This is a genomic window from uncultured Chloroflexus sp., from assembly GCF_937129525.1.
In the GTDB taxonomy this organism is placed as follows: Bacteria; Chloroflexota; Chloroflexia; order Chloroflexales; family Chloroflexaceae; genus Chloroflexus.
The window spans coordinates 52,876-78,787 of the sequence record NZ_CAKZNK010000094.1 but is presented as its reverse complement, the minus strand read 5'-3'; the positions used below and the strand labels follow the sequence as shown (position 1 = coordinate 78,787).

Genomic DNA, 25,912 nt, shown 5'->3' with positions numbered 1-25,912 from the left:
GCCGCGCGGTGTGACGGCAGCGCAGGTAACCGGGTCGCGAGTGGCTGCGAGGAGTGACGTGGCGGGAACGGTAGCCAGAACGCGGAGGTCGGGCAGGGCAACGGTAGAGAAGATACGCGGGGCGCGGTTTGCCGCGCGGCGTGACAGTGGACAAATCTCCCGGCGCTGCCGCCGGTTGTCTGTCAAGCATGAAGGAAGTTGAAATCGGATATGCCTGCCGGTACTGTTACTGCTATTCGTCAACAGAACAATGATCCGCAGCGGGTCAACGTGTTCATCGATGGTGAGTTTGCGCTCGGTATTAGCCTTAACACGCTCGCGCGTGAACGCCTGAAAGTTGGTGTCTACCTCGATGAATCGGCCTGGAAACGTTTGGTAGCAAGTGAGCAGGCTGATCAGGCGTTGCAACAGGCGCTGCGGCAACTCGAGCGGCGCGCGCGTTCGACTGCCGAAATCCAGCGCTATTTGCAACGCAAGGGTTTTAGTGAACCGATTTGCGCGCAAACAATTACCCGCCTGCGCGAGCTTGGCCTCCTCGATGATATTGATTTTGCCGGTCGCTGGATCGCCAACCGACGCGCGTTACGTCCACGCGGCGAGCGCGCGTTACGAGCTGAATTGCGTCAGAAGGGGATTGATCCGGTGATTATTGAGCAGGCATTGGCCGCTGACGATAGTGGTATGACTGAAGCCGAACGGACTGAAGCGGCGGCGCGCGCTGCTCTCCCGCGTTATAGTGGCTTGGCTGACTGGGTTACGTTTCAACGTCGTCTCGGTGGCTATCTGTTGCGGCGTGGTTTTGCCGGTGAGCATATCCATCCCATCCTCATCAATCTCTGGCGGGAATTGCATCCAACATCAGACATCGAGGAGCTGTAGGCCTTATTACCGCGCTGATAATACTGGCTTGTGAGTAGGCGAGACGTTGAGGATTACCACTGTTCGCATTCAAGGTAAGGGTTCGTTGGAATTAGGGGTGGACACATCGATGGTATGAGCGCTGTGCCAGGCTGTCTTGCCCGACACACGCGTTTGCGTGACACATTGGGAGGCTTGCAGATCGCGGTCGCCTAATCCCGTATTATCATGGCGCATTTGTAGTCACGATGATGCATGAACCGGTTGAATACTCGTATGTATTCGCCGGGTCGTCTGGTATGATATGAACGTTGTGCCGGGCTGTTCTACTCGACACGCGCGTTTGCGCGACACATTGGGAGGTTTACAGCTCGTGGTCGCGTAATCTCGTACTATCACAGCATGTTTGTAGCTACTGTATTCGCCGGGTCAACGGAAGCTATAGTTTGTTTGGAAACCGTGGAATGTATCGCTTAGCAGGTAACGTGGATAACAGAGCCAAACCGCTCGCTGATGATTTTCCCGGTCTTCCGCGCTGTTTAGAGTAATGATGTATTCGAGTAAACTGCTCTGGAATGCGGTAATCGTGGCCTTCGCAACCAGAGACTGGTTTCGTGTGAGCCAAGGATTTCACTATGGCAGAAGTGCAATATCTCGGTCATGCCTGTTTTCGCCTGCGCGGTCGCGATGGCACTGTCATCTGCGATCCCTACCATCGCGCGATTGGCCTGGATCTCGGTCGACCAACAGCGACCATCGTGACTATCAGTCATCACCATCCCGATCACGATAATGCGGCGGCGGTTCGACCGTTACGCGATCGCGTGTTTGTTGTCGATGGCCCCGGTGAGTATGAGATTGGTGGTGTGCTGATCACAGGTGTTCGCACCTACCACGATGCGGTTAAAGGCGCCGAACGCGGTTTCAATACCGTATACATCATCCATCTTGACGATCTCGTCTTCTGTCACCTTGGCGATCTCGGTCACGAACTGACGACCAGCCAGCTCGAAGAGATCGGTTCCAATGTCGATGTGCTGTTCGTTCCGGTTGGCGGCGGTGAAACGATAGGGCCGGCGACTGCCAGCAATGTCATCAGCCAGATTGAACCCCGTTTCGTCATCCCAATGCACTATGCAATGGGACAGATCAATTTCGATCCGCCATTGGCTCCACTAGAGAAGTTTGTAAGCGAAATGGGGCTGAAGGAATATACCGCGGAAGAAAAGCTGGTCATTAACGCTAATGCCTTGCCCGCCGACGATGAGCAGACCCGGATTGTCATCTTGCGACCGGCTGGTAGTTAGCGCTTTTGTTTCTGTACACTTATGGTATACTCAAAAACTGAGATGTAAAAGCGCGGCAGCAGATTGCCATTCAAACTGTAAAGATTTCATCGTCAGTAGATGGCGATTGTCCGATATGGAACCATTTCCGGTACAGTGGAAGTGCGAACCAGTGTGGGTCGGTTCAACCGAAGGTTGACCGACCCACAAATCTTTCATCTAGGGAGTAATCACTATGACTAAGTACATCTTTGTGACCGGTGGAGTCGTCTCTTCAGTTGGCAAAGGGATTGGGGTCGCCTCAATCGGTCGCCTGCTCAAGAGTCGCGGCTTCACCGTTTCGGTAATGAAACTCGACCCCTACCTCAACGTTGATCCTGGCACCATGTCCCCATACCAGCACGGGGAAGTCTTCGTGACTGCTGACGGAGCCGAGACCGATCTCGATCTCGGACACTACGAGCGATTTATCGATGTGAACCTCAGTCGACTCAGCAATGTCACCACCGGCCAGATCTATTCAGCCGTGATTGCCAAAGAGCGGCGTGGTGACTATTTGGGCGGCACGATTCAGGTCATTCCCCACATCACCAACGAAATTAAAGCCCGGATCGGCGCTCTGGCGCGCAGTAGCCAGGCCGATGTCGTGATCGTTGAAATTGGCGGCACGGTTGGCGATATTGAGAGTCTGCCCTTCCTTGAAGCGATCCGCCAGATGCGCAAGGATGTCGGACGTGACAACATTCTTTACATTCACGTTACCCTGTTGCCCCACATCAGCACCGGCGAACTGAAGACTAAACCGACCCAGCATTCGGTCATGGCGTTGCGCAACGTTGGCATTAGCGCCGATGTCATTCTCTGCCGGGCTGATCGCCCGATCGATGATGATATTCGCGAGAAGATCGCCTTCTTCGCCGATGTCGATGTCCGGGCAGTGATTCCGGTGCCGACTGTCGATTCGATCTACGAAGTGCCGCTAGTTCTCGAAGATATGGGGCTAGGTGATTATCTGGTCGAACGGCTCGGTCTGCCGGCGACACCGCCTGATCTGGAAGAGTGGCGCACGCTAGTGGCGCGCATCCGGGAAGAGAAGCGACGGTTGCCAATTGCGCTGGTTGGTAAATATGTCGAGCTGCACGATGCCTATATCAGCGTCGTCGAAGCATTGCATCACGCCGGAATTGAACAGTCGATAGACGTGGAGATTCGCTGGGTCGCCGCCGAAGACGTTGAGCGTGAAGGTCCGGCCCGCTTACTGTCGGGGGTCTACGGTATTCTGGTGCCAGGTGGCTTTGGCGAGCGCGGTATCGAAGGTAAAATCGCAGCCGCCGACTATGCGCGGGTATACGGCATCCCCTACCTCGGTCTGTGCTTAGGGATGCAGTGTGCCACAATTGCCTTTGCCCGTCACGTGCTTGGTACGCGCGATGTCAACAGCACCGAATTCAACCCGCAAACGGCGCATCCGGTGATCGATCTGATGCCCGATCAACGCGACATCACCGAGAAGGGTGGCACAATGCGACTGGGTCTCTACCCGTGCGACCTGGTGCCGGGCACGCGGGCCCATGCTGCGTATGGCTGTGATCGCGTTGAGGAGCGCCATCGTCATCGTTTCGAGTTTAACAACCGCTACCGCGCGGTTCTGGAATCTGCCGGTCTGGTGATCAGTGGCGTTTCACCCGATAAGCGGTTGGTTGAGATTATCGAGCTACGCGATCATCCCTGGTATGTCGCCAGCCAGTTCCATCCTGAATTTCAATCGCGACCCGGCAAGCCGCATCCGCTCTTCCGCGGTTTTATTGCAGCGGCAGCGCAGACCTTGCTGGCCGGAGAAGCGCGTCAGTTGCCACTGGTCGAGAGCCTGTCTTAAGCTTTGGGTGCATTTCGTTCATCTGCCACGCCATGATCAACCGAATCATGGCGTGTTGCTTTTTATGCACAGGGCAGGCGTCCCCCTCCTGAAGGCGAACTGTGGCGCTCTGGGCGATCCTGCGACGGTGATCAGGCCGGGTTGCCTGGTCGATGGATCGTTCTCGATAGTTGCATCAATACGAATTCGAAAAAATCTGCCAAAGATCGCGAATCCTTTTGGCATCTCGAGCGGTTTACTTAGTGAAGGCATTTTTTATCGGCTCGAGGTGCTTGATGAGAATGGTATGTCTTCTGTTAATCGCGATCACGTTGGGATTAAACGCCTGTACCTTCCCTTCGCCTACTGTTCCAGACAGCAATCGCGCAGCGCCGGCCCAAAGCAATCTGCCGGTTGGCCGTCTGACCAGTCCTCTGACTCCGCGACTCTGGTTGGTGACAGACGTGCCAGGTGTGCTTGATGCGGCAGCCGGCATTACCCCGCCGGCAGTGCCGGCAATACCTGCCCAATCAGGGTTTCGCGCTACGTGGGTGACCGACTGGATCAAAGCGACGCTTAAGTTGATCGCCCGTGATGGTATTTCTGCGAACCGCGCCGCGCGTGAACTGATGCTCATCTCAGTCGCGCTCAACGACGCGATGCTGGTGGCAGACCAAAGCGGCGAGCAACTCGACCAGATCGCGCTGCTTGCCGGAGCTGTGCATCCAGTGTTGCGCTACCTGCATCCGCAGCACAGCGATGAAATCGATCAGTGGGTCAACGACTCGCTCTGGACAGGATTGCAACTCCGCGATCCGGTGCCGCAGGCTCGTCTCGAACGTAGCTTTCAGATCGGACATGCTACCGGTGATCACATCGTTGCCTGGGCAAGGACAGACGGGAGTGATGCATTTCGCGAGATCGCACTTCCGGCCAGTGGTGGCTGGGACACGAAAAAATTGCCCCTCGATCCTCATTGGGGAAATGTAAAGACCATTGCTTTGCCCGCCGGTGACGCGATCATCCTGCCGCCGCCGCCAGCCTGGGAGAGCGAACAAATGGAGCGGGAGCGCGTGATGTTTCGCGAGGCACAATCTGGTATTACCGACGAACATCGCGATCTGGCCTGGTAATGGCATGCCGATGTTGGCACCGTTACGCCGGTCGGAATGTGGTTTGAACTGGCGATCATCGTTGCCCTGTTCGAAAAGCTTGACTCAGCGCAAACGGCGGCTCTTCTGTCACATCTGGGGGTTACCATGCACGACACCGCCGTTGAATGCTGGTATAACAAGTATCTCTACGGCTTCATTCGCCCCGATCAATGGATGGCAACGGTCGAACCGGATTGGCAGCCGGTCTTTCCGACGCCTCCGCATCCGTCATATCCATCTGGTCACGCTTCTTTCAGCTCGGCTGCTGCGACCATCCTGATTGCCGCTTTCCCGCAACACAATGAAGTTTTTGCTCAGCAAGCTGCCGAGGCGACTCGTTCGCGCATTATCGGTGGTGTTCATTGGGTTATTGATGGTCAGGAAGGCATGACCCTCGGTCGGGATGTTGCGCGCTATGTCATGACCCGCTGACTCATTCTTGTTTGACGCCTGACACAATCTAGCGAGGTTTGCAATGTCATTCATCACACGATACCGGCTTGTTTGCGTGCTGTTGTTCATCCAGCTTGGTCTCCTGGGAGTGTTGCCGGCGCCATTGCGAGCGCAAGACCAAGAAGTGACAATGTTTGTAAGCGACTCAATCAATTACGATAATAGTGCCTTCGTTATAATTTGGGCGCCAGAAGGATTCAATGAATTTCGCTGGCGTTGGGAAGAGCCGCTCGATGGTAGTGAAGAATGGCAAAGACTGTTCTTTTCGACATACTTCGGTTATACTAAATCTATTCCAATGCCACCGAACTTTGCCAATGACCGATGTCAGGATTATTTATTGTTTGCAGAAATACGCGATCCAAATGGTAATATCGTTCCATTGCAGGCCACAGCAAGATTTTTACTTGATATCAATGCGCAGATTGAGATCATCTGGCCTGAACGAGCAATGCCAGGTTATACCAATCAGGAGGTAATTCAGTTGAGAGTAACTGATAATTTAAACTGTATAAGTCGTTCGGTATCGGTGAGTGTTGATAATGAAATCGAATATTTCAATAGATTTTACGGACAGGTCTTTACCAGAGACTATGCTTTGTTTGCTGAAGAACGTGTTATGTCTGTATTTGTTTCAATAAGAGAAGCAAACAATGGAGATCAGCGTCTTGAGTTTCAAGTAATTCGCGATATTACTCCTCCAGTACTTCATCAGATAAATGCCCGTCTGGGAATGTCGCATCAGCCTGCGCAGATCAGCATCAGTGGTTTATTTCTTGATGCGTATGCGCCACTCCCATGGGCTATCGAATGGCAATTCGTTGATGCCAATGACTCTCCTGTTGGTGAGCCGGTTTATCATATCCTGAGCGAGGATGAGGTGGAGCAATCGACCGAACTGACTTCAGCTAATGAAGGCACTGCATTTCATCTGAATGTGCCTCTAACAGAATCACCGATACCCGCTGAGGCTCGCGCGCTTCGGGTAAGCCTCTTTGATCGGGCAGGCAACGGTCAGGCAATTTCGCCGATCCCCATTGCGCCACAATACACCGTGTTCTTACCCTTCGTCGAACGCTAATCATCTTCCAGTAATTCGATGCCATCTGTGGCGGCGCGTGAGCGCGCCGCCATGGGTAAGAGTTTTCTCCAAATCTCGAGGAGGCGCTATGAATGGATGGTTGTTCAGGCAAGGTTTGGTTGGCCTTATGGCTCTCATTCTAATCACATTGATCCCGTCGGGGTTGCCAGAGCCTGTTACGGCTCAAACCGGCACAGTTGGATTTGCCAGTGCTGTGCCGTGCCTCAACAACGACATCAGCATGGCCGCTACCTGCTTTGCCGATACCATCTATGCGCCTGTTCAGGCAAATGATCCGGCGCTGGTGCGCGTCACCCTTGGCGGCGCTAAACAACCGCTCGCCCCCATCGGCGCCACTGTTGGCGGCATTCATCAGCGCATTGCCGCTAACAGTGGCATCGGTTCTGTGTACGGATTGGCCTACGATGATGGCGCAACTAGCGGCATCCGGCGACTCTTCGCTGCTGCATTCACCCGTCGTTTCACCAGCTATGGCCCACTCGGTCCTGGTGGTGTATATGAGTATCGATTTAATGATGGGCAGTGGTATGGATCGTTTGTAGTGCCTGATGCAGGCGTGGATCGTCCAAATTCTGATCGAGATGATACCGCTATTTTATCAAGAGTTGGCACAAGTAGCCTGGGTGATATGGAGATCAGTCCTGATGGTGAAACACTATACATTATGAATCTGGCCGCGAAGCGGATCGAACGCTACGACATTACACAACCAGCGCCTCGTCGGCTTGATCCTGTGCCTGTTCCGTTGCACCTGATCAGTGTGAATGCAAGGTTTCAGGTTCAATTGCAACCATTTGCGCTCGAATTTGCGCCCAATCCTCAATCTGCAACCGGTGAGATGCAACTATTTGTTGGAATTACGTACACTGCTCGCCCAAATGGTGAACCGCACGCGTATGTGCTGGCCTGGTCGATCAAGTCGAATTCCTGGCATCTTGCGCTCAATCAACCTTTAGTAATCAGTGTTTTCAATAAGCGATTTGCCGGCTCAACATATTTAGATGTCTTAAAAAAAGATAAAGTCGAATGAGCAAATTGTCGGTTGGAATCCATGGGATGAACAGCTAGATAAGTTAATGAAAGAAAATGTATTTCGAAGTATTTTGCACGCCCAGCCCTTCCTGACAGATCTTGAATTTAGTTCTGATGGTCGGTTTATGAGGTTGTCATTACGCGATAGAGTTGGTGATATTACCTTCTTCGGCCCGCCACCAGCGAATCATTACTCTTCTATTGCCCAAGGTGACTCCTTGAATTATCAGTTAACAGCCCAAGGATGGCGGTTAGTTTTAGATACATCGAAAAGAAAAGATCGAGTGGATCCGAACAACGAACTGGCCTGGCTAATTCCAAATGAAGCTGATTGGGTGAATGATCATTTGCATACTTTTCCTGGCGAAAAACCTGCTCATGTTGAGAATCACATGGGTAGTTTGCGAACAATTCCTCGTCCCGATGGTCTTGAAACTATTGTTGTCACATCACTACTCGGCAATAATTCGTCGGGATTAATGATATACCATTCTAATAATGTAAATCCTGTCAGCGCAATAACGATCATTCCGGCAGGAACTAATAAATCCACCTCTCTCGGCGATCTCGAACTACTCTGCACCTATGCCTTTGTCAGTGGAACGCTCTGGTTTGATCAGAATGGTAATGGCATTCGCGAAAACGGTGACTCACCACTCGGCGGCGCTCGCCTGGAAGTCGTCGATCCGGTTAGCTCAACCGTGCTTGGTCAGGCAGTTACTGCCGCCGATGGAAGCTATACCTTTGCTGTGCCGCCAAATCGCGGTTTGGTGCTGCGGGTTGCGCCAGGTCAATTCAGTGCCGGTCAACCGCTTGCCGGAATGGTCTATACGTTAGCCAATGCCGGCAATAATGAGAGCGTTGATAGTGATGCCCATCCAGGTTTTGGCATGGTTGAGTTTGCCGATCGCCGATCCGGTGGCGGCGTAACCGGCATTGCGCTCATCGCTCCATTCCGCGAAGAGCGTATGCGTCAGGTTGATATAGGTCTGACCCGCCAGTTTCAACCATCAAGTATCGGTGATCGGGTATGGCTTGATCAGAATCGAAATGGTTTACAAGACAATGGCGAGCCTGGCCTGGCCGGTATCGCTCTGCGCCTCGAGCGATTGCCCGGTTCGGCGCCGGCGATACATACGTACCCCCGCGCGGTGTTCAGCGATGCGCAAGGGTATTACGCTTTTCCCAATCTTGAACCCGGTCAGTACCGCGTTGTGGTTGATTTGACGGCAGGGTATGACGTTACAACGCCTGGAGCTGGCAATGATCCACAACGTGATAGTGATGTCGATCCGCGAACTGGCTATAGCCCGATCATTGTCGTTTCGTCAGGAGTAACGCGCGCCGATATTGATGCCGGTTTGGTGGCGAATCAAATGGATCTGAGCCTCCGTTTGGTTGGTCCTGCTGAGGCCATCATCGGTGATGAATTGCGCTACACCATCAACTTGCGTCATACCGGCGCTCGCGTTGCCAACAACGTTGAGCTGCGCATGGCGATGCCAACCGGGGCAACCTTCCTCGGCGCTACTGTGCCGGCCCGGTTGAATGGCTCAACGTTACTCTGGCACTTTGCGCAGCTTGACTTGCATACGATACAAACCATTGATGTGCGCCTGCGAGCGCCTGCATCGATTGGAAGCCTCCTCTCGCAAGTAGTGACTGCCAGTGCCAGCATTAGCGCCAGACCGCCAGATGATAACCCTGCTAACGATAATGCCAGCGTAACAACGCGCCTGTTGCGAGCCGAGCTGAGCCTGAGCAAACATGCTCCTGCTGTCGTGCTCAGCGGTGATGACCTGATCTATACCCTGCGAGTGGTTAATCAGGGTAGCGCGTCGGCAGCCGATGTTGTCATCACCGATCCCCTGCCGTCACAGGTTGATTTTGTCAGCCTGTTGCAGGCGCCAGCCGGTGCCTGTCGATATGAAGGTGTCCAGCGTGTGCTGCGCTGCACTATCGGCAGCATCCTGCCCAATCAAGCAGTCGTCGTCAGTTTCCAGGTCAGACCGCGTCTCTCTGCTGCTGATCGGCTTGATAACCAGGCCACAGTGACCACAACTACCGCCGGCGACATACCGACTGACAATACTGCTACAACCAGCACGGCCTATGTGTCGCCTAATCCGGCGGTCAATCTGACCTTCACGCCAGCGCCAGCAGCGGCAGGCGAGATGAGTCATCTTGTCGTTGGCTATCGCAATCACGGCAGCGGGATCGCCCGATCGACAATGATAACGGTTAACCTGCCTGGCGCGGCGATGCCGGTCAACTGGCCGCAGGTCTGTCAGCGTCATGGCAATCAACTAAGCTGCGCACTGGGTGATCTGGCGCCGGCGACAAATGGTGAATTGCGCATCGGCTTGAATCTGCCGGCCTCCATTGCCGTTGATCAACTGGCGGCATCGGCAACGATCACAAGTATAACCCCTGAACGTGCTGCATTTCAGGCTGATAATCAGTCCAGCGCGACGGTTGTCATTGTGCGTCCAAACCTGTTCGTGCAACTTCGCGCGCCAAACAGTATCGTTGGACAGGGCAGCGTTTTTGCCTACACTATCGAATACGGCAATCTGTACCGTCGCCGTCCATCTCAGACTCGCGCTGCCACTCAAACGGTGCTCGAGCTTGACTTGCCCGCAGATGTGCAGTTTATCGGCGCAAGCCTGCCTCCAACGAGCCAGATTGGTCGCCGGTTGCGCTGGGAAATGGGGACGCTCAATCCACAAGCTGCCGGTCAGGTTGAAGTGGTCGTTCAAACCAATGTGCCTGCCGGTACGGTTTTGCCGGCTACAGCGCGCATGACAACGGTGACGCCAGCCGACGATCCACTCGACAACACTGCTACCCTGAACGTCAATGTTGTGCCGCCGCCGTCAACTATCGGCGCTGCTGCCGGCAATTTGCGGGTAGCGATTCGCTCAACGCTCGATCCGGCGAGTCGCGACGCTCATCAGACTAACGGAGTTTATCTCTCAGATGGACCGGTAATTGCCTGGCCGACTGGCGAGGTGCTGGATCTGACGCCGCAACTTGCTACCTTGACCTTTGCCGATGAGCCATTGCCCTGGCCGTATGCATATCAAGCGCGGATTGCAGGCTGGAGTATAACGGCAATCGAGGTTGGCGGGCAGCGGTTCGATCCTCGCGCCGTCGACAGTCGAGGCATGGCCGGCTGTCGGCCAGGAGCGCGTCCACAGGTCACGCCGCAACTGCTGACCGGTTGCGTCTACCGCTATCTCGGTGGGCAGAGCCGGGATCAGCTAGGCGCGCTCGCGCTGCGTGAACGTGATCTGGACGATCAGGTTCATCTCTATTGGAGCCATCCACCTGTTCCAACTATGCGCCCGGATGTCTATCTGTACGCGACCGATGAACTAAAAGAGGCGCAGCTCACCATTCAGATCGAACTGGAGGTGCAGATCGTGAATCAAGTGCCGGGCAGCATTGGTGGCGTGCCGTTACCGCCGATCCCAATTGCGCCATTGCCCGATCCGGCTCGTCAGCTTATTACCGAACAGGTCACCATCAACCTGCTTGCGCCCCGTTCTTTGATTGCGCCTGGCAATTAATGAACAACTGTTTGTAGCAGGACGCGCGCTGCTATCTGTCACCATTTGCACAGTCTATGACAATCGCTCGTTGTCGCAACCGCTCACCGCCAGGGCTGCCATTTGTCGGAAATTGTCGTTGTCAGAAAGTGAGGATCTCGGTGCAAAAAACATTCCCTCAACGAGGTCAAACCTTGATAGAGATGGCGCTTGCGTTGCCTGTTTTGCTCACGCTGGTCATCGGCCTCTTCTCGGTCGGACAGCTTCTGCTTACGCACTATGCCGTCAATCAGGCAGCGCGGGTTGCCGCTCATCAGGCTGCGCTCACCGGTGGCAATCGCGCAATCACCGAAACGGCAGCCCGGCAGGCTTTGACCGGCAGTCTCGGTATCGATCCAACGAGTAGTGAGGTTGTGATCTCGTGCCCCCGCCGTCCCTGTCGGCGCTATGACCCGATTACGGTTGAAGTGCGCTATCGCGTCTCAATATGGGCGCCCACTACGCTCTTGCCTTTTGGAAACGAAATCGTTGTTCGCGCCAGCGCTACGCGCGCGGCTGAACGCGATCAGCAATAGGGGGTGGTGATGCGAACTCGCTATGCTGGTCAGGCCTTGCCTCTCCTGGCGCTGATGCTGCCCATGTTGACACTGTTTGTTGTAGTTGTGATTGAGCTGGCGAACCTCTGGCTTGACATAGCCAGACTGGAAGATGCGCTACAACAGGCGACGCGCTCAGCCGTGCAGCAGGTCGAGTACGCTGTTTTGGCTCGCAATGGGCAGGCGCTGCGTGGCAATCGTTCTTGTCAGGCTGTGACGATCAAAGCGCCCGGTCAATGCGCCGCAATTGTGCAAGTAGCGCATCAATTTCTGGTTGCCAATCTGCAAGCAGCTCGCCCGGTCGGAACGGATCCGGCTGCGTTGGCCGCCACTACCCGCTGGACCGTGCTACCTCAGGGTGGCTCCTGCGCCGGTATTACCGTCTCAACGCCGTTGCTCTGCGCTGAACTGCAACTCAGTCTTCGCGGTCTATTTGGCTTAGGGGAAGTTCATCCACGTATTCGTGCTGCCGATACGATCGATCGTTTGAGTCAACCGTAAAGCCATAGCTAAAGCGAAAGGAGAACAGTATGTCTGCCGCCGGTACGCTCAATCAGGCCTTGACGCGCCGTCGCAGCAACCCGCTGCCGGCCATCCTGATCGTTCTTGGCCTCATCGTCACCGCAGTCTTTACCGTAATCGCTTTTCTTGAAGCCGGACGGAGCGAGCCGGTGGTTATCCTGGCCCGTGATGTGCCTTTCGGGCAGCAAATTCAGGCTGAAGATCTGACGGTTGTGTTGCTGCCGCGCCATCGTCCGGTTCAACTGGCCGGTATCAGCTCACCTGCATCGGTGATCGGGCAGTTTGCGGCGCGCAATCTCGCTGCCAACGATTTGCTCCAACCGTCGATGGTGATGGAACAGCCGCCAACCCAGCCGGTGTATCCCAATGGTGAAGCATTGACGCCGGGAATGGTGCCGGTGCCCTTCAGCACTGAAACGATCGGCCCCTTGACTCACCGCGATCGGGTAAACATCGGCTTCAACGACCCAAATGGTTCGCCTGATGTGTGTGATCGGGCGCGGAGCGCGGTGGAAGATCGCGCGCCAACGCTTCAACCGCCGGCCTCACCGCTGCCGCCGCGCCCCTATGCCTGCCGCCTGTTTAGTGGCGCGCGAGTGCTTTATGTCGATCACGAAGCGCAAGTCGCTTATCTGGAAATGACCCCGTACCAGTCTCACGTGATATGGGCCTTGCAAGCTGCTGGTCTGCCATTATGGGGTGAACGATATAGCAGCGATTCGCCAGTCTTGCCTGCGCTCGATCGGCTCGATATTGGCCAGATCACGGCAACTGAATTAACGACGCCGGTTCGTCTGACCGCAAACGACGAGTAAGTGCTCTTCGGTCGGGGAGGTTGATCCAAAGACTCCCCTGCCGAATTATTCAGCGAGGAGTTCACTCATGCACAACGTTTGGGATGCTCTATCCGCATCGCCGGTCAGTCCACCGGCCAGTAATGCCGCTATTGCTGAGGAATTGCGCATGCTGATGAGAAGCGGACGGTTGCGCGATTGCTGGCATATGCCACCTGAAGCGGCCTTTGCGCAGCTCGGTTTTGACAGTTCCATTCAATGGAGTGATGTCGGCTGGTACGGCCCTCTCGAAATCTGGCGTGACCCGGAACACGGCGTCTCAGACATTCTCTTTAATGGCCCTCCTGACTCGCCCTTTTTTGTCGTCCAGCGCGGGATGATGGTCAATACCGGTGTGATGGTGCATCCGGCCTGGATCGATTGGACGCAGCGCCAACTGGTACAGCGAAGCCATAGTGTAAATCCTGAGCTATCGATGCCATCGTTTGCTCAGGGCGTAGTAGATGGGTTGCGTTACGCTATTACCGACCGGCGCGCCTCGCCAGCCGGACCCAGTCTCTCGATTCGCGTATTGCCAGAACGCTGGGCCACTCTTGATGATCTGGTGCAGAGCAATGTGATCAGTCGCGAAGCCAGTGATCTGTTGCTGGCTGCATTGAGCAATGGCGCATCGCTCCTGATTGCCGGACCGACCGGCAGCGGCAAGACCACCCTGGCTGCTGCCCTGATCCAGGTCATTGGCGCGCGTATGCGCTTGGTTGTGATTGAGGACGGGGGTGAATTGCCACGCAGTGCCAACAGTTTGCATATGGAAGCTCCCACCGAGCCGGGCGGTTTCAGCCGGGTGGTTACCTTTGCTTTGCGCCAGAAGCCCAACTATATCATCGTTGGCGAAGTGCGCGGTGGCGAAGCGATGGCGATCTTGCAAGCTGCCGCGACCGGTCACCCCGGACTGGGCACCATTCACGCTGCCACCGTGCAAGGCGCGTTGCGCAACCTTGAACGAATGGCGTTGATCGGCCTGGCCCATGAAACGACCGGCGCCGGTCAGGCGGCGGCGCAAATTGTGCGCGGCCTGATCACCTCTGATGTGGTGAATCTGGTCGTTGTGCAAATTGGCCGCGCTCCTAATGGCAAGCGTGGCGTGCTGGCTATCGAAGAGGTACTGCCGCAAGGCGCGCAGGGGCAGAGTGGCGATCCCTTTCCAACCAACCCGCTGTTTCGTTACGACCGCGCGAGCGAACGGCTCACCCGGGCCGGCTACGTCAATGCCGCTTGGGGACTGGGCCGGATGTAGGGCTTCAGCCTGAAAGGTTGTCATTTTGCGATGCCGTAACCATTACCTTGATTTGGCCTGCCACTCGTTGTGACATCTCGGCGAGGGTATCGATCACGTTGTGATGTGGTCTTTGCGATACACCAGTGAGTTACCAGGCCTAACGCATCTTCGGGAAGAACGCTCTGCGCGCGGCAAGGTGAATGGTGGGATTGATGGCACAACAGTAGACCGAACTCATCTTCAGGAAGAACGCTCTACGTGTTCCAATGGCGGATTGGCGATGCATATGGCGATTGTATCAATTCTTCGTGATACACACATTATTTCGTCTCAATCACATGGAGTAACCAGATGGAACTCATCATCTTTAGCGCAATCGAAGGACTGCAAACCGAGGTTGAGCAGTTGCGCGATGTTGCCGTGTTAGCGCCATCGCGCATCGATCAGGTGCAGCGGTTGCTAACCGGCTCGCGTCCGCCAGATGTGGTCTATCTCGACGATAGTCGAGGGACGCCACTGGCCGATCTGTGGGATCTAACGGCCCGCGCGCAACAGGTTGGAGCGCGAGTCTTGTTAGGTTTGGCCGGTCCGGCGCGGGCGGCGCTGCCAGATGCGCTGGCCGCCGGTCTGCCGGCGACGGCAGAGCGCAATCCTGCGCTGTTAGCCGACTGGATTGGCGCGCAGATTGGCCGTCGTCGCGGTAGCGGCGCGCAACGCTTGCCGATGATTGCCATCGGCGCTGCCAAGGGTGGTATCGGCAAAACCTTCGTTACCTGTATCCTGGCCGAAGGTCTCCGCCGACGCGGTCTCGATGTACTGGTGTGGGATAGTGACATCTCGAATCCTGGCCTGGTGCCGGCCTTTCGCATTCCGGCCAGCGCTCCCTCGTACTTGCATCTTGTGCAGCGAGGTCCGTCACATTGGAACCCGGCTGGCATTCAGCCATTCATCTTTCAGCCCGAACATACTCGCGCCAATCAGCAGGGTTGGGGGCGAATCGACTTGCTCATCGGCTCGCACGCCGTCGCTCGAGCCGAGAACGATTTGCGGTTGCCCGACTGGCAGGGTCTCTATCAGGGAATTAGCGGTCTAGAAGGATACGATGTAGTGTTGATCGATACGCCGCCCGATTATTTACGGCGACCTTACGCTACCCATGTTTTGCAGGCAGGTGGCAGCGTCGTGCTCCCCACGCCACCTGGCACTCGTGAGCGTATGGGGGTTGGTCATATGCTGGAACACTTCACTGAACTCATCCCAGAGCGACTTGAACGCTGCAAGCTCCTCTTCATGGAGCCTGAGCGCGGAGTCACAGTTACAGTCAGCATGGTCGCCGATCTCTTCAGTCGTCGCTATCCGCGAGTGGGCAGTGTCGGCGTCTTGCCGCGTGAACCACGGCTGGCCAGTCTTGCCGATGAACACGATGGTTACATCTCGATGCTCGATCTCGGTCCGCAGAGTCGGTTCGCCCGCGCTACCCATCAAGTCGTTGAGTCACTTTGCGCGCACACTGGTCTTCAACCTCGCTTGCCGGTGCCGCAGGTCGGCTGGTGGGCGCGACTGCGTGAGCAACTGTGGGGGCAGCGCGCGCTCATGCCGGCAACATCATAATCGTGGCGACCTTGAGCGGTCTCAAGAATCTGGCGGTTGAGCGCAGATGCCGGTAACGTCGTCATCGTGGCGACCTTGAGCGGTCTCAAGAATCTGGCGGTTGAGCGCAGATGCGGCAGCTTGGCAGAACGGGGGGAACGGCGCGCGCGCAGATACCGGCAACGTCGTTACCGTGGCGACCTTGAGTGAACGTAAGAACCCGGCGGTAGAACAGACCTGCTGAAGGTGTAGTTTTTCCGTTTGTAAACGGGAAGGTAGTACCTGCACTTTGAAGATACCGGAACGGAGGAATGCATGCATCCTGCTTACCGGCCACTAACCGTGATTGAAGAGGGTGGCCTGGCCGATCTGATGGCGCAAAAGCAGCCAGCAACTGATCCGGCGGCATCCGTTCTCCAGGCGGCGCGCGATATTTTGCTGGCCGAGCTACCTTCACACCTGCTCGATCCGGTCACTCCCGCTGCTGAACGCGATCCGGCAGTGTTACGCGCATTGCGCATTGCCATCGGCACACATACCGAACGCGGTGGTCCCCTGGCCGGCTTGCCGACTGACGATGCGAGCCTGTTGCGACTGTTTCATGACACCATCGGCTGGGGCCCGGCCCAACCTTATCTCGATGACGAGCGGATTCAAGAGGTCAAGATCATCGGTGATCGCATTATGGTACAGGAGGAGGGAGCCGATTTTACCCTGGCGCCTGAACGTTTCAGTTCGCCACGCCAGGCGCTTGACCGGGCGCTCGTCCTGGCCTCGCGCCTGTCCGTGCCACTCGACCGCAGCCGACCGCAAGACACGCTGCCACTGGCGCACGGCACCCGGATGCACGTTACCATTCCGCCCTGCACTCCTGACGACACGGCCCTGATCTGCATCCGTCGCGGTCGTCGCGTAGCCTGGACGCTTGATGACATCGCGCGACGAGGCGCCTGTGATGAGACGTTGTTTGCTGTGTTGCGCCTGCTAGTGAAGGCTCGTTGCTCGTTTTTGATTGCCGGCGAGACCGGTTGTGGCAAAACGGCGCTTCTCGAAGCGATTGTCAATTCGTGGCCGGGTGAACCACACGTGATCACCATCGAAGACAACACGCTTGAAATCAACGTGCGTCATGCAGCCTGGACGCGCGAACTGGTGCAGTCGAGTCTCGATCCATTAGCTTTCGGACGAGCAGCGCGCGAAGTGTTGCGCCAAACTCCATCGCTGGTAGCGCCGGGTGAGACCCGCGCCGCCGAAGCGGGCGCAATTCTGGCTGTTGCCGTGAGCGGTCATGCCGTCGTGACCACCATTCATGCCCGCAACGCCTTGCGCGCAGTCAGCCGCCTGGCCGATTGCGCTGCAATGCCGGGAGCATACCTCTACGAAGGTCGGCGGACCAACGCGCTGGAAGACATTTGCGATAACTTCAACGTCGTCATCCACCTCAGCCGCACTGCCGGGCGACGGTATATCGATGAAGTTGCCTTGCTCGATGGCTGCGAGGAGACAGCAACCGGTCTGCGACCTCGGCTGATCCGATTGGCCTGGGTGGAGCCAACCTCTGATGGTTTGCGCTGGCATTGCGCGGCGCAAGTGCGCGGTGATCGACTGGTCTGGCATGGCGACGATCAGACGCCGCCTGCACTGGCGCAACGGTTTGATCTGCTCAAACTCACCGAGCGACCACGGGCCGTGGCCAGTAGTCGAGCAGTCGTTGACGAGGCGCTGACCCAGGCGGCACTGGCCCGACAGGCTGGCGCTCCTGAACGGTCACTGGCAATCTTGCGCCGGGCCTGGGCCGAGCGCAATGATGAACGGTTGGCGCAAGCGGCTCGCCAGGCATTAGTGGCCGATCCGGAGCGAGCGCAACAGGCCGCTGAAGCTGCGCGCAGAGCTTATGATCAGATCACTGCGGCGCTGGCGGCGCGGCGCTGGGCAGTTGCGGCTACTGCCTACGCTGAGCTGAGCGCCGATCTCGAACGCTACGCGGCCTTTGCCCCTGCCGGGGGATGGCCGGCGCTGGCCGATGCGATTGCCGAAGGTCAGCGTATCGATCGCGAGACGGTGGCCGCGATCGGTCGCGCCGAGCAGGCATTGTCTCAGGGTCGCGCGCGTGACGCTCTCGATCTGCTGGCACATGGAGAACCGGGCCGGCTCAGTGACGAAACTGCGCTGGCGTTGCTACGCATTCGCCATGCTGCGCTCAACGTTCTGGTCGCAAACGGTGAAATTGGCGCAGCAGCGTTAATGCCGGTGGCGGCAGCGTTGCGCATGCGTGAAGCGGCGATTTTGGCGCGCAACGCTGCGCAAATGTGACATCAAAGCGCCGAGACCTGAGAGAAAGGAACGCGATATGCAAACCATCGAGGCGGTTACTCACCCGGAGACGGCCTGGCTCTTGCGCGCGGCGCCGGCGCTGCTGGCCGCATTGATCACGATGACCGCTACTTTCGCGCTACGCCAACCGTTAGTTCAACTTCTTGCCCGGCTCACCTACAGGCGCGCTCATTCTGCACTCGATCCGGCGCTGGTCTGGCGGCCAACGCTGCATGGCACTCGTGATTGCGGTCATTGCTGCGACAGCCGTTAGCGCTATGCTTGGCCTGATCGGATCGCTCTGGCTGGCGCTGGCCGCAGCTCCGGCGGCTGCGGCTCTGGCAGTGCGCGTTGGGTTTGCTCTGGCTAAACGCCGCTACAATCGCCGACTGGAACGTGACTTGACGCCGGCGGTTGGGCGACTCAGCGCCCTGCTCGGTGGTGGTCTGGGTTTGCGGAGCGCGTTGGAACGGCTGTTAAGCGACATGACTGGCGGTCCTCTTCACGATGAGTGGTCATGGCTGCTGCGTCAGCAGGGAGCGCCACTCGCCGATGGCAGCATTGCCACTATGCGTCAGGTTATTGCAGCGCTGGCTACGCAAACCTCGACTGCTCGTCACGCAACCTTGCTCAATCACCTCGCAGTTGCTGCCGATCAACCACAGGATTTGCAGGCTCGTCGTTGCGCCGCTGCCTATGCCGCGTTGCAGGCGTCTGAACGGCGGCGAGAAGAGGCCTTGACCGAGCTGGCCCAGATGCGCTACAGCGGATTGGCTGTTGGAGGCGCCGGTGTGCTGATGGCAGTGTACCTGATTGCGACCCAATGGGAACGGGTGCTCATCGCCTATAGCACACCAATCGGAATCGCTTTTGCCGTGATCGTAGTATTAGCCCTGTTGGCGCCGATTGTTGGCGGAATCTGGTTCTCACGAGTCGAGGATGTCGAATACTAGCTGTCAAACCAGGCTCTGGTACGCGCAGTCGGTTTGGATCAAGCTGTGGTCGAGCCAAGGGGGTCTTTCTGAGTCAGTTATTGCTCTGGTCTGAAATAAGCGCTGGTAGCCGACCACCAGCGCCTGCCGACCAAACTCTCTTCCAGCTAAACCGGGTGGGGAGGCATTCGACGCAGAGTATGACATAGCGAGGCTTCTTCAATCCTGTCGGGTCGAATGAACATGCGCATCAGAGAAAATATCTCTCAACTGAACGATGGGGTGAATTTGCATAACTTTCTAAGGAGTCTGATATGCCACATCTTCTGTCAAATCCCGCAGCGCCGGCGCTGCTAACCGTTATCTGTGGAGCGTTGTTAGCCGCGCTGGGAGTGGCAATCCGCAATCAACCAACTGCCATGCCTTCATTGAATGAACGGCAACGTCTGCTGATCGGTCAGTCTGGCGGTATCGCATTAGCGTTACTGTGTGCTGGCGCCTCACTTAGCGGTGGCCCGATCTGGTTAGGACTGGCTCTGGCCGCGTATCTGGCCGCAGGTATGGTCTGGCCGCGCCAACCGCAGCGGGCGCGCGAGCAGATGGAACAGGAATTGCGCCGACTCACCCCCGGCTTGATTAGCTTTATTCGCGTCGCCCTCGGCAGCTTTGAGGCGCCGAGTATCCTCTTGCGCCGCTACTGTGCGCAGGCAGCGCCGCGCCAGGCTCCAATGCGCGAAGTAGTTGCCGCTGCGCTGGCTTTAGGTGACGAGCAGCGTATGCGACCCTTTGCTGCGCTGGCCGAAGTTGCCCGCCGCTACCGATGCCGCGAACTGATCGACGCAACTGCTGCGCTGGCTCAGGCTGAAGCGGAAGGCACACCGGTTGAGATGGTATTGGCTGCGCAGCAACAGACCCTCGAGGCATTGTTGCATGGAGAGTTTCGGCGTCTCATTCGCCGACGTACCGTCTACCTGCTCTTGCTGGCGGCGATCAGTCTGGTGGTAGGGATTTTGTTCAATCTGCTCTTCGTGATGGTCGTTGGTAGCGAGGTGTTTGCGCTGTGGTGAGACTGGTCAGGCGATTTGACTTTTGAGTCACTGGATGAGCAGAAGACTCGCCTCAAGCCTGAACTACCTGGCTGCTGATCTTGCAGGCCGAATTCCATGCCAGGCGTCGGGCATTGAGGCGTAGTTGCTTTATTCGCCGGTCGGAAGCGTTGCAATCCGAATGCCGATGGTGTCGGACCTTGGAGCGAGGGGCGGAAGGCGGGCAGAACGAAGCGCAGGTGGTGGTGATGGGGTTCTGGGGCGGTGACGACGAGGAAGCGGTTACAGTGATGAAGTTTTGGGGTAGAGCAGGGCAGAGTGGCGATGACGGGGACGCGGTAACGGTGATGCGGTTTTGCGGCAGAGCAGGGCAGAACGGCAATGACGGGAACCCGGTGATGGTGATGCGGTTTTGCGGCAGGGCGGCGATGACGGGGAGCCGGTGATGGTGAGGGGGGTGGATAGAGTAGGGCAGGGCGGCGATGACGGGGAGCCGGTGATGGTGAGGGGGGTGGATAGAGTAGGGCAGGGCGGCGATGACGGGAACCCGGTGACGGTGAGGGGTTTTGGGGTAGGGTGGCGGTGCCGGGAACCCGGTGATGGTGATGCGGTTTTGCGGCAGAGCAGAGCGGCAATGACGGGAACCCGGTGATGGTGATGCGGTTTTGCGGCAGGGCGGCGATGACGGGGAGCCGGTGATGGTGAGGGGCTTTAGAGCAGAACGGCAATGACGGGAACCCGGTGATGGTGATGCGGTTTTGCGGCAGGGCGGCGATGACGGGAACCCGGTGACGGTGAGGGGTTTTGGGGTAGGGTGGCGGTGCCGGGAACCCGGTGATGGTGATGCGGTTTTGCGGCAGAGCAGAGCGGCGATGACAGGGAACCGATGCAGATGATGGGGTTGCAGCAGAGGAGGATAGAGCGGCAATGACGGGAAACCGGTGACGGAGAGGGGGGCAGAGCGGCAATGACTGGGTGCAGGTGACAGTGATGGGGCTTTTGACATGGTGCGGGTTAGCAGGTGACGTTAGCAGGCTTCAGAGCGGTAGCAATGGGCATGGCCTTGTCATGACCCACCATTGGTAGTTTATGCCAGTTTGACTCAGGATCACTAACTGGTCTGGAAAGAATTATGGCGGAGTTGTAAGCCGCAACACTTCTGCGACTAACTCCACCCTTCTACCGGTGAGAAATGCTGTCGCGTTCGCTTAATTTGAGGCAATAATCGGCAGGCTTTCGTCTACCGCCGGGTCGATTGTGAGCAGACTGCGATGCACCCAGCCCTCTTGCTGACGCGGATTGATAATCCGGCGCCACGATCCGTCGGCGCTGCGTCCCAGCAGGATTACTGTTTCATAGGCGTGAATCTGATCGAGCACTGTGCCTTGCAGGTTTGGCGCGGCGCGCACATTGCCACCATTAAATACTGTCGCTGTGGGCAGCACGGGTGTGGCGGTTGGCGCCGGTGTTGCCGTGGGTTGGGGTGTGCGGGTTGGTCGAGGCGTAGCAGTTGGTTTTGGGGTAGCGGTAGCCGGAATTGCCGCGTTGTTATTTGATGCAGCGTTGCTGGCGATGCCGACGAACTGCGCCTGACCGGCCTGCGCGCTGCCGGCAACTGTTGGCGGGCCGCTGAGCAACAAGGCGACTCCTGCCAGTATCAGATTAAAACCCATGGCACCGACAAGTAAGAGTGCATCGCGCTTGCGATGGTGTGGTTGGTGGGTGGCGTGCAGTTGTGCGGCTTCCTCAATACGCTGTATGAGAATTTTACCGTCCCATAGCTCAACTGCCTGCCCTTTCGCTTCAAGGCGCGATTGGCTGGTAAACGCGCTGGTCGTGACCAGAATTGCGCGGTCGGCGCGCTGAATCTGAAGCGCGCCAACTAGATCGCGCACGTAGTTGGGGCCAACCGGTTTGGTATAGCGTTTGCATTGAATGATGTAGCGCAAACCATCGCGTTCGGCGGTAATATCGACACCGCGGTCGCCGCTGCCGCCCCGCACTGTTACCTGACGCCAGCCGAGATCTTCCAGCAAGATCCCGACCCGCTGTTCAAATTCATCCGGCGAGAGATCGAGTAATTGTTGGCGCCGTAGCCAGCGGAGTCGTTGCTCGCGCAGCCAGCGATTGATCAGAAATGCAATGGTAAGACCGGCTCCGATCAGGCTTATCTTCCACCAGATCGTTAGATCAAGCACAATGCCACCAAAGATAACGATAAATACCAGCAATGAACTCAATAGATCAAGCTCGCCGGGATCACTGCGATGTGAGCGAGAATGTCGGGCCATGACGAAAACTCCCTATGCTTTTCAACGAGGTATGCGAGTACTACCCGGTTTGTAGAAAGGTACCAGAAAGATATTACCCATTCGTTTCCAGTGTCCTGCGTTATAATGAGAAAAATGAGCATACTTGCGCGGAAGGAATGTAGTAGTGAAACGTATGGTGCAGTCTCGCTGGATAATGCCGCTCGTTGTCGCCGTGTTGGCGGTTATGCTCGATCAGGTCTCGAAGCGCTGGATTGTTGCCACTCTAGGGCCTGAAACGATGACTCGCTTCATTCCACTGATCGGTGACAATGTGCGGCTGGCCTACTCACATAACACCGGTATTGCCTTTAGCCTTTTTCAGGGTCAATCAGACCTGCTCACTATCGTTGCGTTGGTGATCATCGCCGGCGCAATCTATCTTTACGTAACCCAGTTGCCCAATCGCCGCCGATTGGTTCAGATCGCAATGGGGTTGATCCTCGGTGGCGCGCTCGGCAATGTCATCGATCGGGTTCGGCTTGGGTACGTGGTCGATTTCATTCAGGTCGGCTGGTTTCCTATCTTCAATCTGGCCGATAGCGCGATTACCGTCGGGGCGGCGCTGTTGATGTTACAGTATGCGCTTGACGAGCTGGCGCTGCGCCGTGTCAGGCAAGCAATGATGTCTCAGTGATGGCTATGCGTTCACGCTGGTTGCTCCTCATTCTGGTGGCAACACCGATCCTGCTCATCGACCAGCTCAGCAAGGTCTGGTTGACCGATCTGCTCTTGCGCGCTGAACAGCCGATCCCCATCTTGTTTGATTGGATTCAGCTTGCCTATCACGAAAATACCGGAGTCGCTTTTGGCCTCTTTCCCGATCAGGGTGGTATTCTATCAATCGGGGCCGGTTTGGTGCTGATCTTGCTGGCCTATACCTATCAGCATTTGCTTCCTGCCGAATCGCGGTTGGTGACCATTGCAGTTGGCATGATCTTCGGTGGCGGCATTTCGAACCTGCTTGATCGATTGTGGCAGGGATACGTGGTCGATTTTATTCAGTTTGGCTGGTGGCCGGTGTTCAATATTGCCGATAGCGCCATCTCTATCGGCGTGGCTGCGTTAGCTTTTCACATCATCTTCATCGGTGATGAACCGTTGCCGGCTGAGCCTGAACCGTTCGATGAGGGGCTGCTCAGCGAATTGCTCAGCCGGGATCCTGAAGTATCGCTGCCCCAAGAGCAGCGAAATTATAATTCGGAGTCGCCATCATGAGTGAGTCTGGCGAACTCGAATGGCTCGAAGCCGACGAGCGGATGGTGGTTGTGCCGCCAACCGCAACCGGCGAGCGAATTGACCGTTTTCTGGCAGCAACGTTACCCGATCTATCGCGCGCGCAAGTGCAGCGCCTTATCGAGCAGGGACTGGTGCTCTATGCCGGTCGCCCTGCTCGCGCCAGTCAACCATTGCGTCCCGGCGTAGTTATCCAGGTCACCGTGCCGTCACCCGTTCCCACCGAACTCGTTGCCGAGCCAATCCCGCTGGCAGTGGTGTACGAAGATGTCGATATTGCTGTGATCAACAAGCCGGCTGGGATGGTGGTACATCCGGCGCCAGGGCATCCGCGTGGCACATTGGTCAATGCGCTGTTAGCTCGCTATCCTGATCTGGCAGTTGGTGGTGAAGTGCGACCAGGGATTGTTCATCGCCTTGATCGCGACACTTCAGGCTTGCTGGTCATAGCCCGTCACGATGCTGCGCTGCGCGCTTTAGTTGAACAGCAACAGGCTCGTCGTATGCGTAAAATCTATCAGGCGCTGGTGATCGGTCATCCTCCTGATACCGGAACCATTGATGCACCCATTGGCCGCGATCCGCGTGATCGGTTGCGGATGGCCGTAGTCAACGATGGCCGTCCGGCCCGAACGCATTATCGAGTGCTGGAGACGTTTGGCGACTACAGCTTGCTAGAGGTACAGCTCGAAACCGGGCGTACCCATCAGATCCGGGTGCATTTACGCTATCTCGGCTACCCGATTGTCGGTGATCCGGTGTATGGGCCGCGCCGCGCTCATCTCCATCTGGAACGCCAGTTTTTACATGCCGGACATCTGGGACTCTTTCACCCGCGCGATGGTCAATGGCGCGAATATACCGCTCCTTTGCCGCCCGATCTATCGTCAGTTCTCAACCATCTGCGACGAATTACATCGTATCATTGATGCGGCAATATGCTACAATGCGCAGGGAAGGCAACGGCGCACTCCGTCGCATTCCATAACTGGCACCGCGAAGATGTGAGGATACAGTTATGCGCAAGAAGATCAGCATTATCGGGGCAGGGTTTGTCGGCTCAACGACAGCGCACTGGCTGGCAGCTAAAGAACTGGGCGATATTGTGCTGCTGGATATCGTTGAGGGAACGCCGCAGGGTAAAGCGCTTGATCTGTACGAAGCGTCGCCGATTGAAGGGTTTGACGCGCGGGTGATTGGCACCAATGATTACGCTGATACCGCCAATTCCGATGTGATCGTGGTCACCTCTGGCGCTCCGCGCAAGCCGGGGATGAGCCGCGAAGACCTGATCAAAGTTAACGCCGATATTACCCGTGACTGCATTAGCAAGGCAGCGCCGCTTTCGCCGAATGCGATCATCATTATGGTCAACAATCCGCTCGACGCTATGACCTACCTGGCTGCTGAAGTCAGTGGTTTTCCCAAAGAGCGGGTGATGGGTCAGGCCGGTGTGCTCGACTCTGCGCGCTACCGCACCTTTATCGCCATGGAGGCGGGGGTTTCAGTCGAAGATGTGCAGGCCATGCTGATGGGTGGGCATGGCGATGAGATGGTACCCCTGCCGCGTTTCTCGACCATTAGCGGCATTCCAGTGAGCCATTTTATTGCGCCTGACCGTCTGGCGCAAATCGTTGAGCGCACTCGCAAGGGCGGTGGCGAGATCGTCAATCTGCTCAAGACAGGAAGCGCATACTATGCGCCGGCTGCTGCCACTGCGCAGATGGTCGAGGCGGTGTTGAAAGATAAGAAGCGGGTCGTTCCGGTGGCTGCGTATCTGACCGGCCAGTACGGTCTGAACGACATCTACTTTGGCGTGCCGGTGGTGCTTGGCGCCGGTGGGGTTGAGAAGATCATTGAGCTACCATTGAACGAAGAAGAGATGGCGCTGCTGAACGCTTCGGCAAAGGCAGTCCGCTCGACCCTTGATACGCTGAAATCGTTGTAGAGCTGCTCTAAGGCGGCGCGCGCAGGCGCGTCGCCTCGCTTACTTCACAGGCGCTA

24 protein-coding genes are annotated in these 25,912 nt (G+C 56.8%); 22 read left to right on the top strand and 2 right to left on the bottom strand.

Annotated features, from left to right (window positions below):
* Positions 1-186, bottom strand: a 186-nt coding sequence (locus Q0650_RS12000; protein WP_298819265.1) for a hypothetical protein, incomplete at its 3' end; no start/stop codon positions are given.
* Between the two features lie 24 nt (positions 187-210).
* On the opposite strand from Q0650_RS12000, the gene Q0650_RS11995 reads away from it, so the two are divergent.
* The 18 genes from Q0650_RS11995 to Q0650_RS11910 all read left to right on the top strand — a co-directional run bounded on the left by Q0650_RS11995 (position 211) and on the right by Q0650_RS11910 (position 20,809).
* Positions 211-879, top strand: coding sequence for a RecX family transcriptional regulator (locus Q0650_RS11995; RefSeq protein WP_298819263.1), 669 nt, complete (start codon positions 211-213; stop codon positions 877-879).
* A gap of 614 nt (positions 880-1,493) precedes the next feature.
* Complete coding sequence (locus Q0650_RS11990; RefSeq protein WP_298819261.1) at positions 1,494-2,165, top strand: MBL fold metallo-hydrolase; 672 nt, start codon at positions 1,494-1,496, stop codon at positions 2,163-2,165.
* 214 nt (positions 2,166-2,379) lie between these two features.
* Positions 2,380-4,020 carry a CTP synthase gene (locus Q0650_RS11985; protein WP_298819259.1) on the top strand — a complete coding sequence of 547 codons (1,641 nt, stop codon included), beginning with the start codon at positions 2,380-2,382 and terminating at the stop codon, positions 4,018-4,020.
* 281 nt (positions 4,021-4,301) lie between these two features.
* On the top strand, positions 4,302-5,132 hold the full coding sequence (locus tag Q0650_RS11980) for a hypothetical protein (protein ID WP_298819257.1): 831 nt from the start codon (positions 4,302-4,304) through the stop codon (positions 5,130-5,132).
* 36 nt (positions 5,133-5,168) lie between these two features.
* Positions 5,169-5,585, top strand: a complete 417-nt coding sequence (locus tag Q0650_RS11975) for a vanadium-dependent haloperoxidase (protein WP_298819255.1) — start codon at positions 5,169-5,171, stop codon at positions 5,583-5,585.
* 43 nt (positions 5,586-5,628) lie between these two features.
* On the top strand, positions 5,629-6,687 hold the full coding sequence (locus Q0650_RS11970) for a hypothetical protein (RefSeq protein WP_298819253.1): 1,059 nt from the start codon (positions 5,629-5,631) through the stop codon (positions 6,685-6,687).
* Positions 6,688-6,775: 88 nt separating this feature from the next.
* A complete protein-coding gene (locus tag Q0650_RS11965) occupies positions 6,776-7,738 on the top strand; it encodes a hypothetical protein (protein ID WP_298819251.1) in 963 nt (320 codons plus the stop codon).
* A 394-nt stretch (positions 7,739-8,132) separates the two neighbouring features.
* The gene (locus tag Q0650_RS11960; RefSeq protein WP_298819249.1) at positions 8,133-11,312 is read left to right on the top strand and encodes an SdrD B-like domain-containing protein; all 3,180 of its coding nucleotides are present in this window, start codon (positions 8,133-8,135) and stop codon (positions 11,310-11,312) included.
* Positions 11,313-11,452: 140 nt separating this feature from the next.
* Entirely contained in the window at positions 11,453-11,866 is a 414-nt protein-coding gene (locus tag Q0650_RS11955) for a TadE family protein (RefSeq protein WP_298819247.1), read from the top strand.
* A gap of 9 nt (positions 11,867-11,875) precedes the next feature.
* Positions 11,876-12,388, top strand: coding sequence for a hypothetical protein (locus tag Q0650_RS11950; RefSeq protein ID WP_298819245.1), 513 nt, complete (start codon positions 11,876-11,878; stop codon positions 12,386-12,388).
* 29 nt (positions 12,389-12,417) lie between these two features.
* Positions 12,418-13,224 carry an SAF domain-containing protein gene (locus tag Q0650_RS11945; protein WP_298819244.1) on the top strand — a complete coding sequence of 269 codons (807 nt, stop codon included), beginning with the start codon at positions 12,418-12,420 and terminating at the stop codon, positions 13,222-13,224.
* 67 nt (positions 13,225-13,291) lie between these two features.
* Positions 13,292-14,500, top strand: coding sequence for a CpaF/VirB11 family protein (locus Q0650_RS11940; RefSeq protein ID WP_298819243.1), 1,209 nt, complete (start codon positions 13,292-13,294; stop codon positions 14,498-14,500).
* A gap of 333 nt (positions 14,501-14,833) precedes the next feature.
* Complete coding sequence (locus Q0650_RS11935) at positions 14,834-16,093, top strand: ParA family protein (RefSeq protein ID WP_298819241.1); 1,260 nt, start codon at positions 14,834-14,836, stop codon at positions 16,091-16,093.
* Between the two features lie 294 nt (positions 16,094-16,387).
* Positions 16,388-18,385: an ATPase, T2SS/T4P/T4SS family gene (locus tag Q0650_RS11930; protein ID WP_298819239.1), complete on the top strand. Its 1,998-nt coding sequence runs from the start codon at positions 16,388-16,390 to the stop codon at positions 18,383-18,385.
* Between the two features lie 37 nt (positions 18,386-18,422).
* The gene (locus tag Q0650_RS11925; RefSeq protein WP_298819237.1) at positions 18,423-18,659 is read left to right on the top strand and encodes a hypothetical protein; all 237 of its coding nucleotides are present in this window, start codon (positions 18,423-18,425) and stop codon (positions 18,657-18,659) included.
* Complete coding sequence (locus Q0650_RS11920) at positions 18,619-19,338, top strand: hypothetical protein (RefSeq protein WP_298819236.1); 720 nt, start codon at positions 18,619-18,621, stop codon at positions 19,336-19,338. Before Q0650_RS11925 ends, Q0650_RS11920 begins: the two co-directional genes overlap by 41 nt.
* Positions 19,339-19,631: 293 nt before the next feature.
* Positions 19,632-20,384 carry a hypothetical protein gene (locus Q0650_RS11915; RefSeq protein WP_298819234.1) on the top strand — a complete coding sequence of 251 codons (753 nt, stop codon included), beginning with the start codon at positions 19,632-19,634 and terminating at the stop codon, positions 20,382-20,384.
* Positions 20,385-20,563: 179 nt separating this feature from the next.
* Positions 20,564-20,809 (top strand): hypothetical protein, encoded by a 246-nt coding sequence (locus Q0650_RS11910; protein WP_298819233.1) that lies wholly within the window; start codon positions 20,564-20,566, stop codon positions 20,807-20,809.
* Positions 20,810-21,571: 762 nt separating this feature from the next.
* Here Q0650_RS11910 and Q0650_RS11905 read toward each other — a convergent pair.
* The gene (locus tag Q0650_RS11905; protein ID WP_298819231.1) at positions 21,572-22,654 is read right to left on the bottom strand and encodes a DUF2034 domain-containing protein; all 1,083 of its coding nucleotides are present in this window, start codon (positions 22,652-22,654) and stop codon (positions 21,572-21,574) included.
* A 154-nt stretch (positions 22,655-22,808) separates the two neighbouring features.
* Here Q0650_RS11905 and lspA (Q0650_RS11900) point away from each other — a divergent pair, with 154 nt between their 5' ends.
* The 4 genes from lspA (Q0650_RS11900) to mdh all read left to right on the top strand — a co-directional run bounded on the left by lspA (Q0650_RS11900) (position 22,809) and on the right by mdh (position 25,856).
* Positions 22,809-23,309: a signal peptidase II gene (gene lspA, locus Q0650_RS11900; RefSeq protein ID WP_298819267.1), complete on the top strand. Its 501-nt coding sequence runs from the start codon at positions 22,809-22,811 to the stop codon at positions 23,307-23,309.
* Positions 23,309-23,890 carry a signal peptidase II gene (lspA, locus tag Q0650_RS11895; RefSeq protein WP_298819229.1) on the top strand — a complete coding sequence of 194 codons (582 nt, stop codon included), beginning with the start codon at positions 23,309-23,311 and terminating at the stop codon, positions 23,888-23,890. Before lspA (Q0650_RS11900) ends, lspA (Q0650_RS11895) begins: the two co-directional genes overlap by 1 nt.
* Positions 23,887-24,837 (top strand): RluA family pseudouridine synthase, encoded by a 951-nt coding sequence (locus Q0650_RS11890; RefSeq protein ID WP_298819227.1) that lies wholly within the window; start codon positions 23,887-23,889, stop codon positions 24,835-24,837. Before lspA (Q0650_RS11895) ends, Q0650_RS11890 begins: the two co-directional genes overlap by 4 nt.
* An 89-nt stretch (positions 24,838-24,926) precedes the next feature.
* Positions 24,927-25,856 (top strand): malate dehydrogenase, encoded by a 930-nt coding sequence (gene mdh / locus Q0650_RS11885; RefSeq protein ID WP_298819225.1) that lies wholly within the window; start codon positions 24,927-24,929, stop codon positions 25,854-25,856.
* Positions 25,857-25,912 lie beyond the last annotated feature (56 nt).

Bases quoted from the DNA above. Each gene is read 5' to 3' on its own strand.
- Q0650_RS11985 (WP_298819259.1), top strand. From the start codon at position 2,380: ATGACTAAGTACATCTTTGTGACCGGTGGAGTCGTCTCTTCAGTTGGC.
- Q0650_RS11905 (WP_298819231.1), bottom strand. From the start codon at position 22,654: ATGGCCCGACATTCTCGCTCACATCGCAGTGATCCCGGCGAGCTTGAT.
- Q0650_RS11965 (WP_298819251.1), top strand. From the start codon at position 6,776: ATGAATGGATGGTTGTTCAGGCAAGGTTTGGTTGGCCTTATGGCTCTC.
- lspA (WP_298819229.1), top strand. From the start codon at position 23,309: ATGGCTATGCGTTCACGCTGGTTGCTCCTCATTCTGGTGGCAACACCG.
- Q0650_RS11975 (WP_298819255.1), top strand. From the start codon at position 5,169: ATGTGGTTTGAACTGGCGATCATCGTTGCCCTGTTCGAAAAGCTTGAC.
- Q0650_RS11935 (WP_298819241.1), top strand. From the start codon at position 14,834: ATGGAACTCATCATCTTTAGCGCAATCGAAGGACTGCAAACCGAGGTT.
- Q0650_RS11970 (WP_298819253.1), top strand. From the start codon at position 5,629: ATGTCATTCATCACACGATACCGGCTTGTTTGCGTGCTGTTGTTCATC.
- Q0650_RS11915 (WP_298819234.1), top strand. From the start codon at position 19,632: ATGCCACATCTTCTGTCAAATCCCGCAGCGCCGGCGCTGCTAACCGTT.
- Q0650_RS11925 (WP_298819237.1), top strand. From the start codon at position 18,423: ATGCAAACCATCGAGGCGGTTACTCACCCGGAGACGGCCTGGCTCTTG.
- Q0650_RS11930 (WP_298819239.1), top strand. From the start codon at position 16,388: ATGCATCCTGCTTACCGGCCACTAACCGTGATTGAAGAGGGTGGCCTG.
- Q0650_RS11920 (WP_298819236.1), top strand. From the start codon at position 18,619: ATGGCACTCGTGATTGCGGTCATTGCTGCGACAGCCGTTAGCGCTATG.
- mdh (WP_298819225.1), top strand. From the start codon at position 24,927: ATGCGCAAGAAGATCAGCATTATCGGGGCAGGGTTTGTCGGCTCAACG.
- Q0650_RS11960 (WP_298819249.1), top strand. From the start codon at position 8,133: ATGGGTAGTTTGCGAACAATTCCTCGTCCCGATGGTCTTGAAACTATT.
- Q0650_RS11990 (WP_298819261.1), top strand. From the start codon at position 1,494: ATGGCAGAAGTGCAATATCTCGGTCATGCCTGTTTTCGCCTGCGCGGT.
- Q0650_RS11995 (WP_298819263.1), top strand. From the start codon at position 211: ATGCCTGCCGGTACTGTTACTGCTATTCGTCAACAGAACAATGATCCG.
- Q0650_RS11940 (WP_298819243.1), top strand. From the start codon at position 13,292: ATGCACAACGTTTGGGATGCTCTATCCGCATCGCCGGTCAGTCCACCG.
- Q0650_RS11890 (WP_298819227.1), top strand. From the start codon at position 23,887: ATGAGTGAGTCTGGCGAACTCGAATGGCTCGAAGCCGACGAGCGGATG.
- Q0650_RS11950 (WP_298819245.1), top strand. From the start codon at position 11,876: ATGCGAACTCGCTATGCTGGTCAGGCCTTGCCTCTCCTGGCGCTGATG.
- Q0650_RS11980 (WP_298819257.1), top strand. From the start codon at position 4,302: ATGGTATGTCTTCTGTTAATCGCGATCACGTTGGGATTAAACGCCTGT.
- Q0650_RS11945 (WP_298819244.1), top strand. From the start codon at position 12,418: ATGTCTGCCGCCGGTACGCTCAATCAGGCCTTGACGCGCCGTCGCAGC.
- lspA (WP_298819267.1), top strand. From the start codon at position 22,809: ATGGTGCAGTCTCGCTGGATAATGCCGCTCGTTGTCGCCGTGTTGGCG.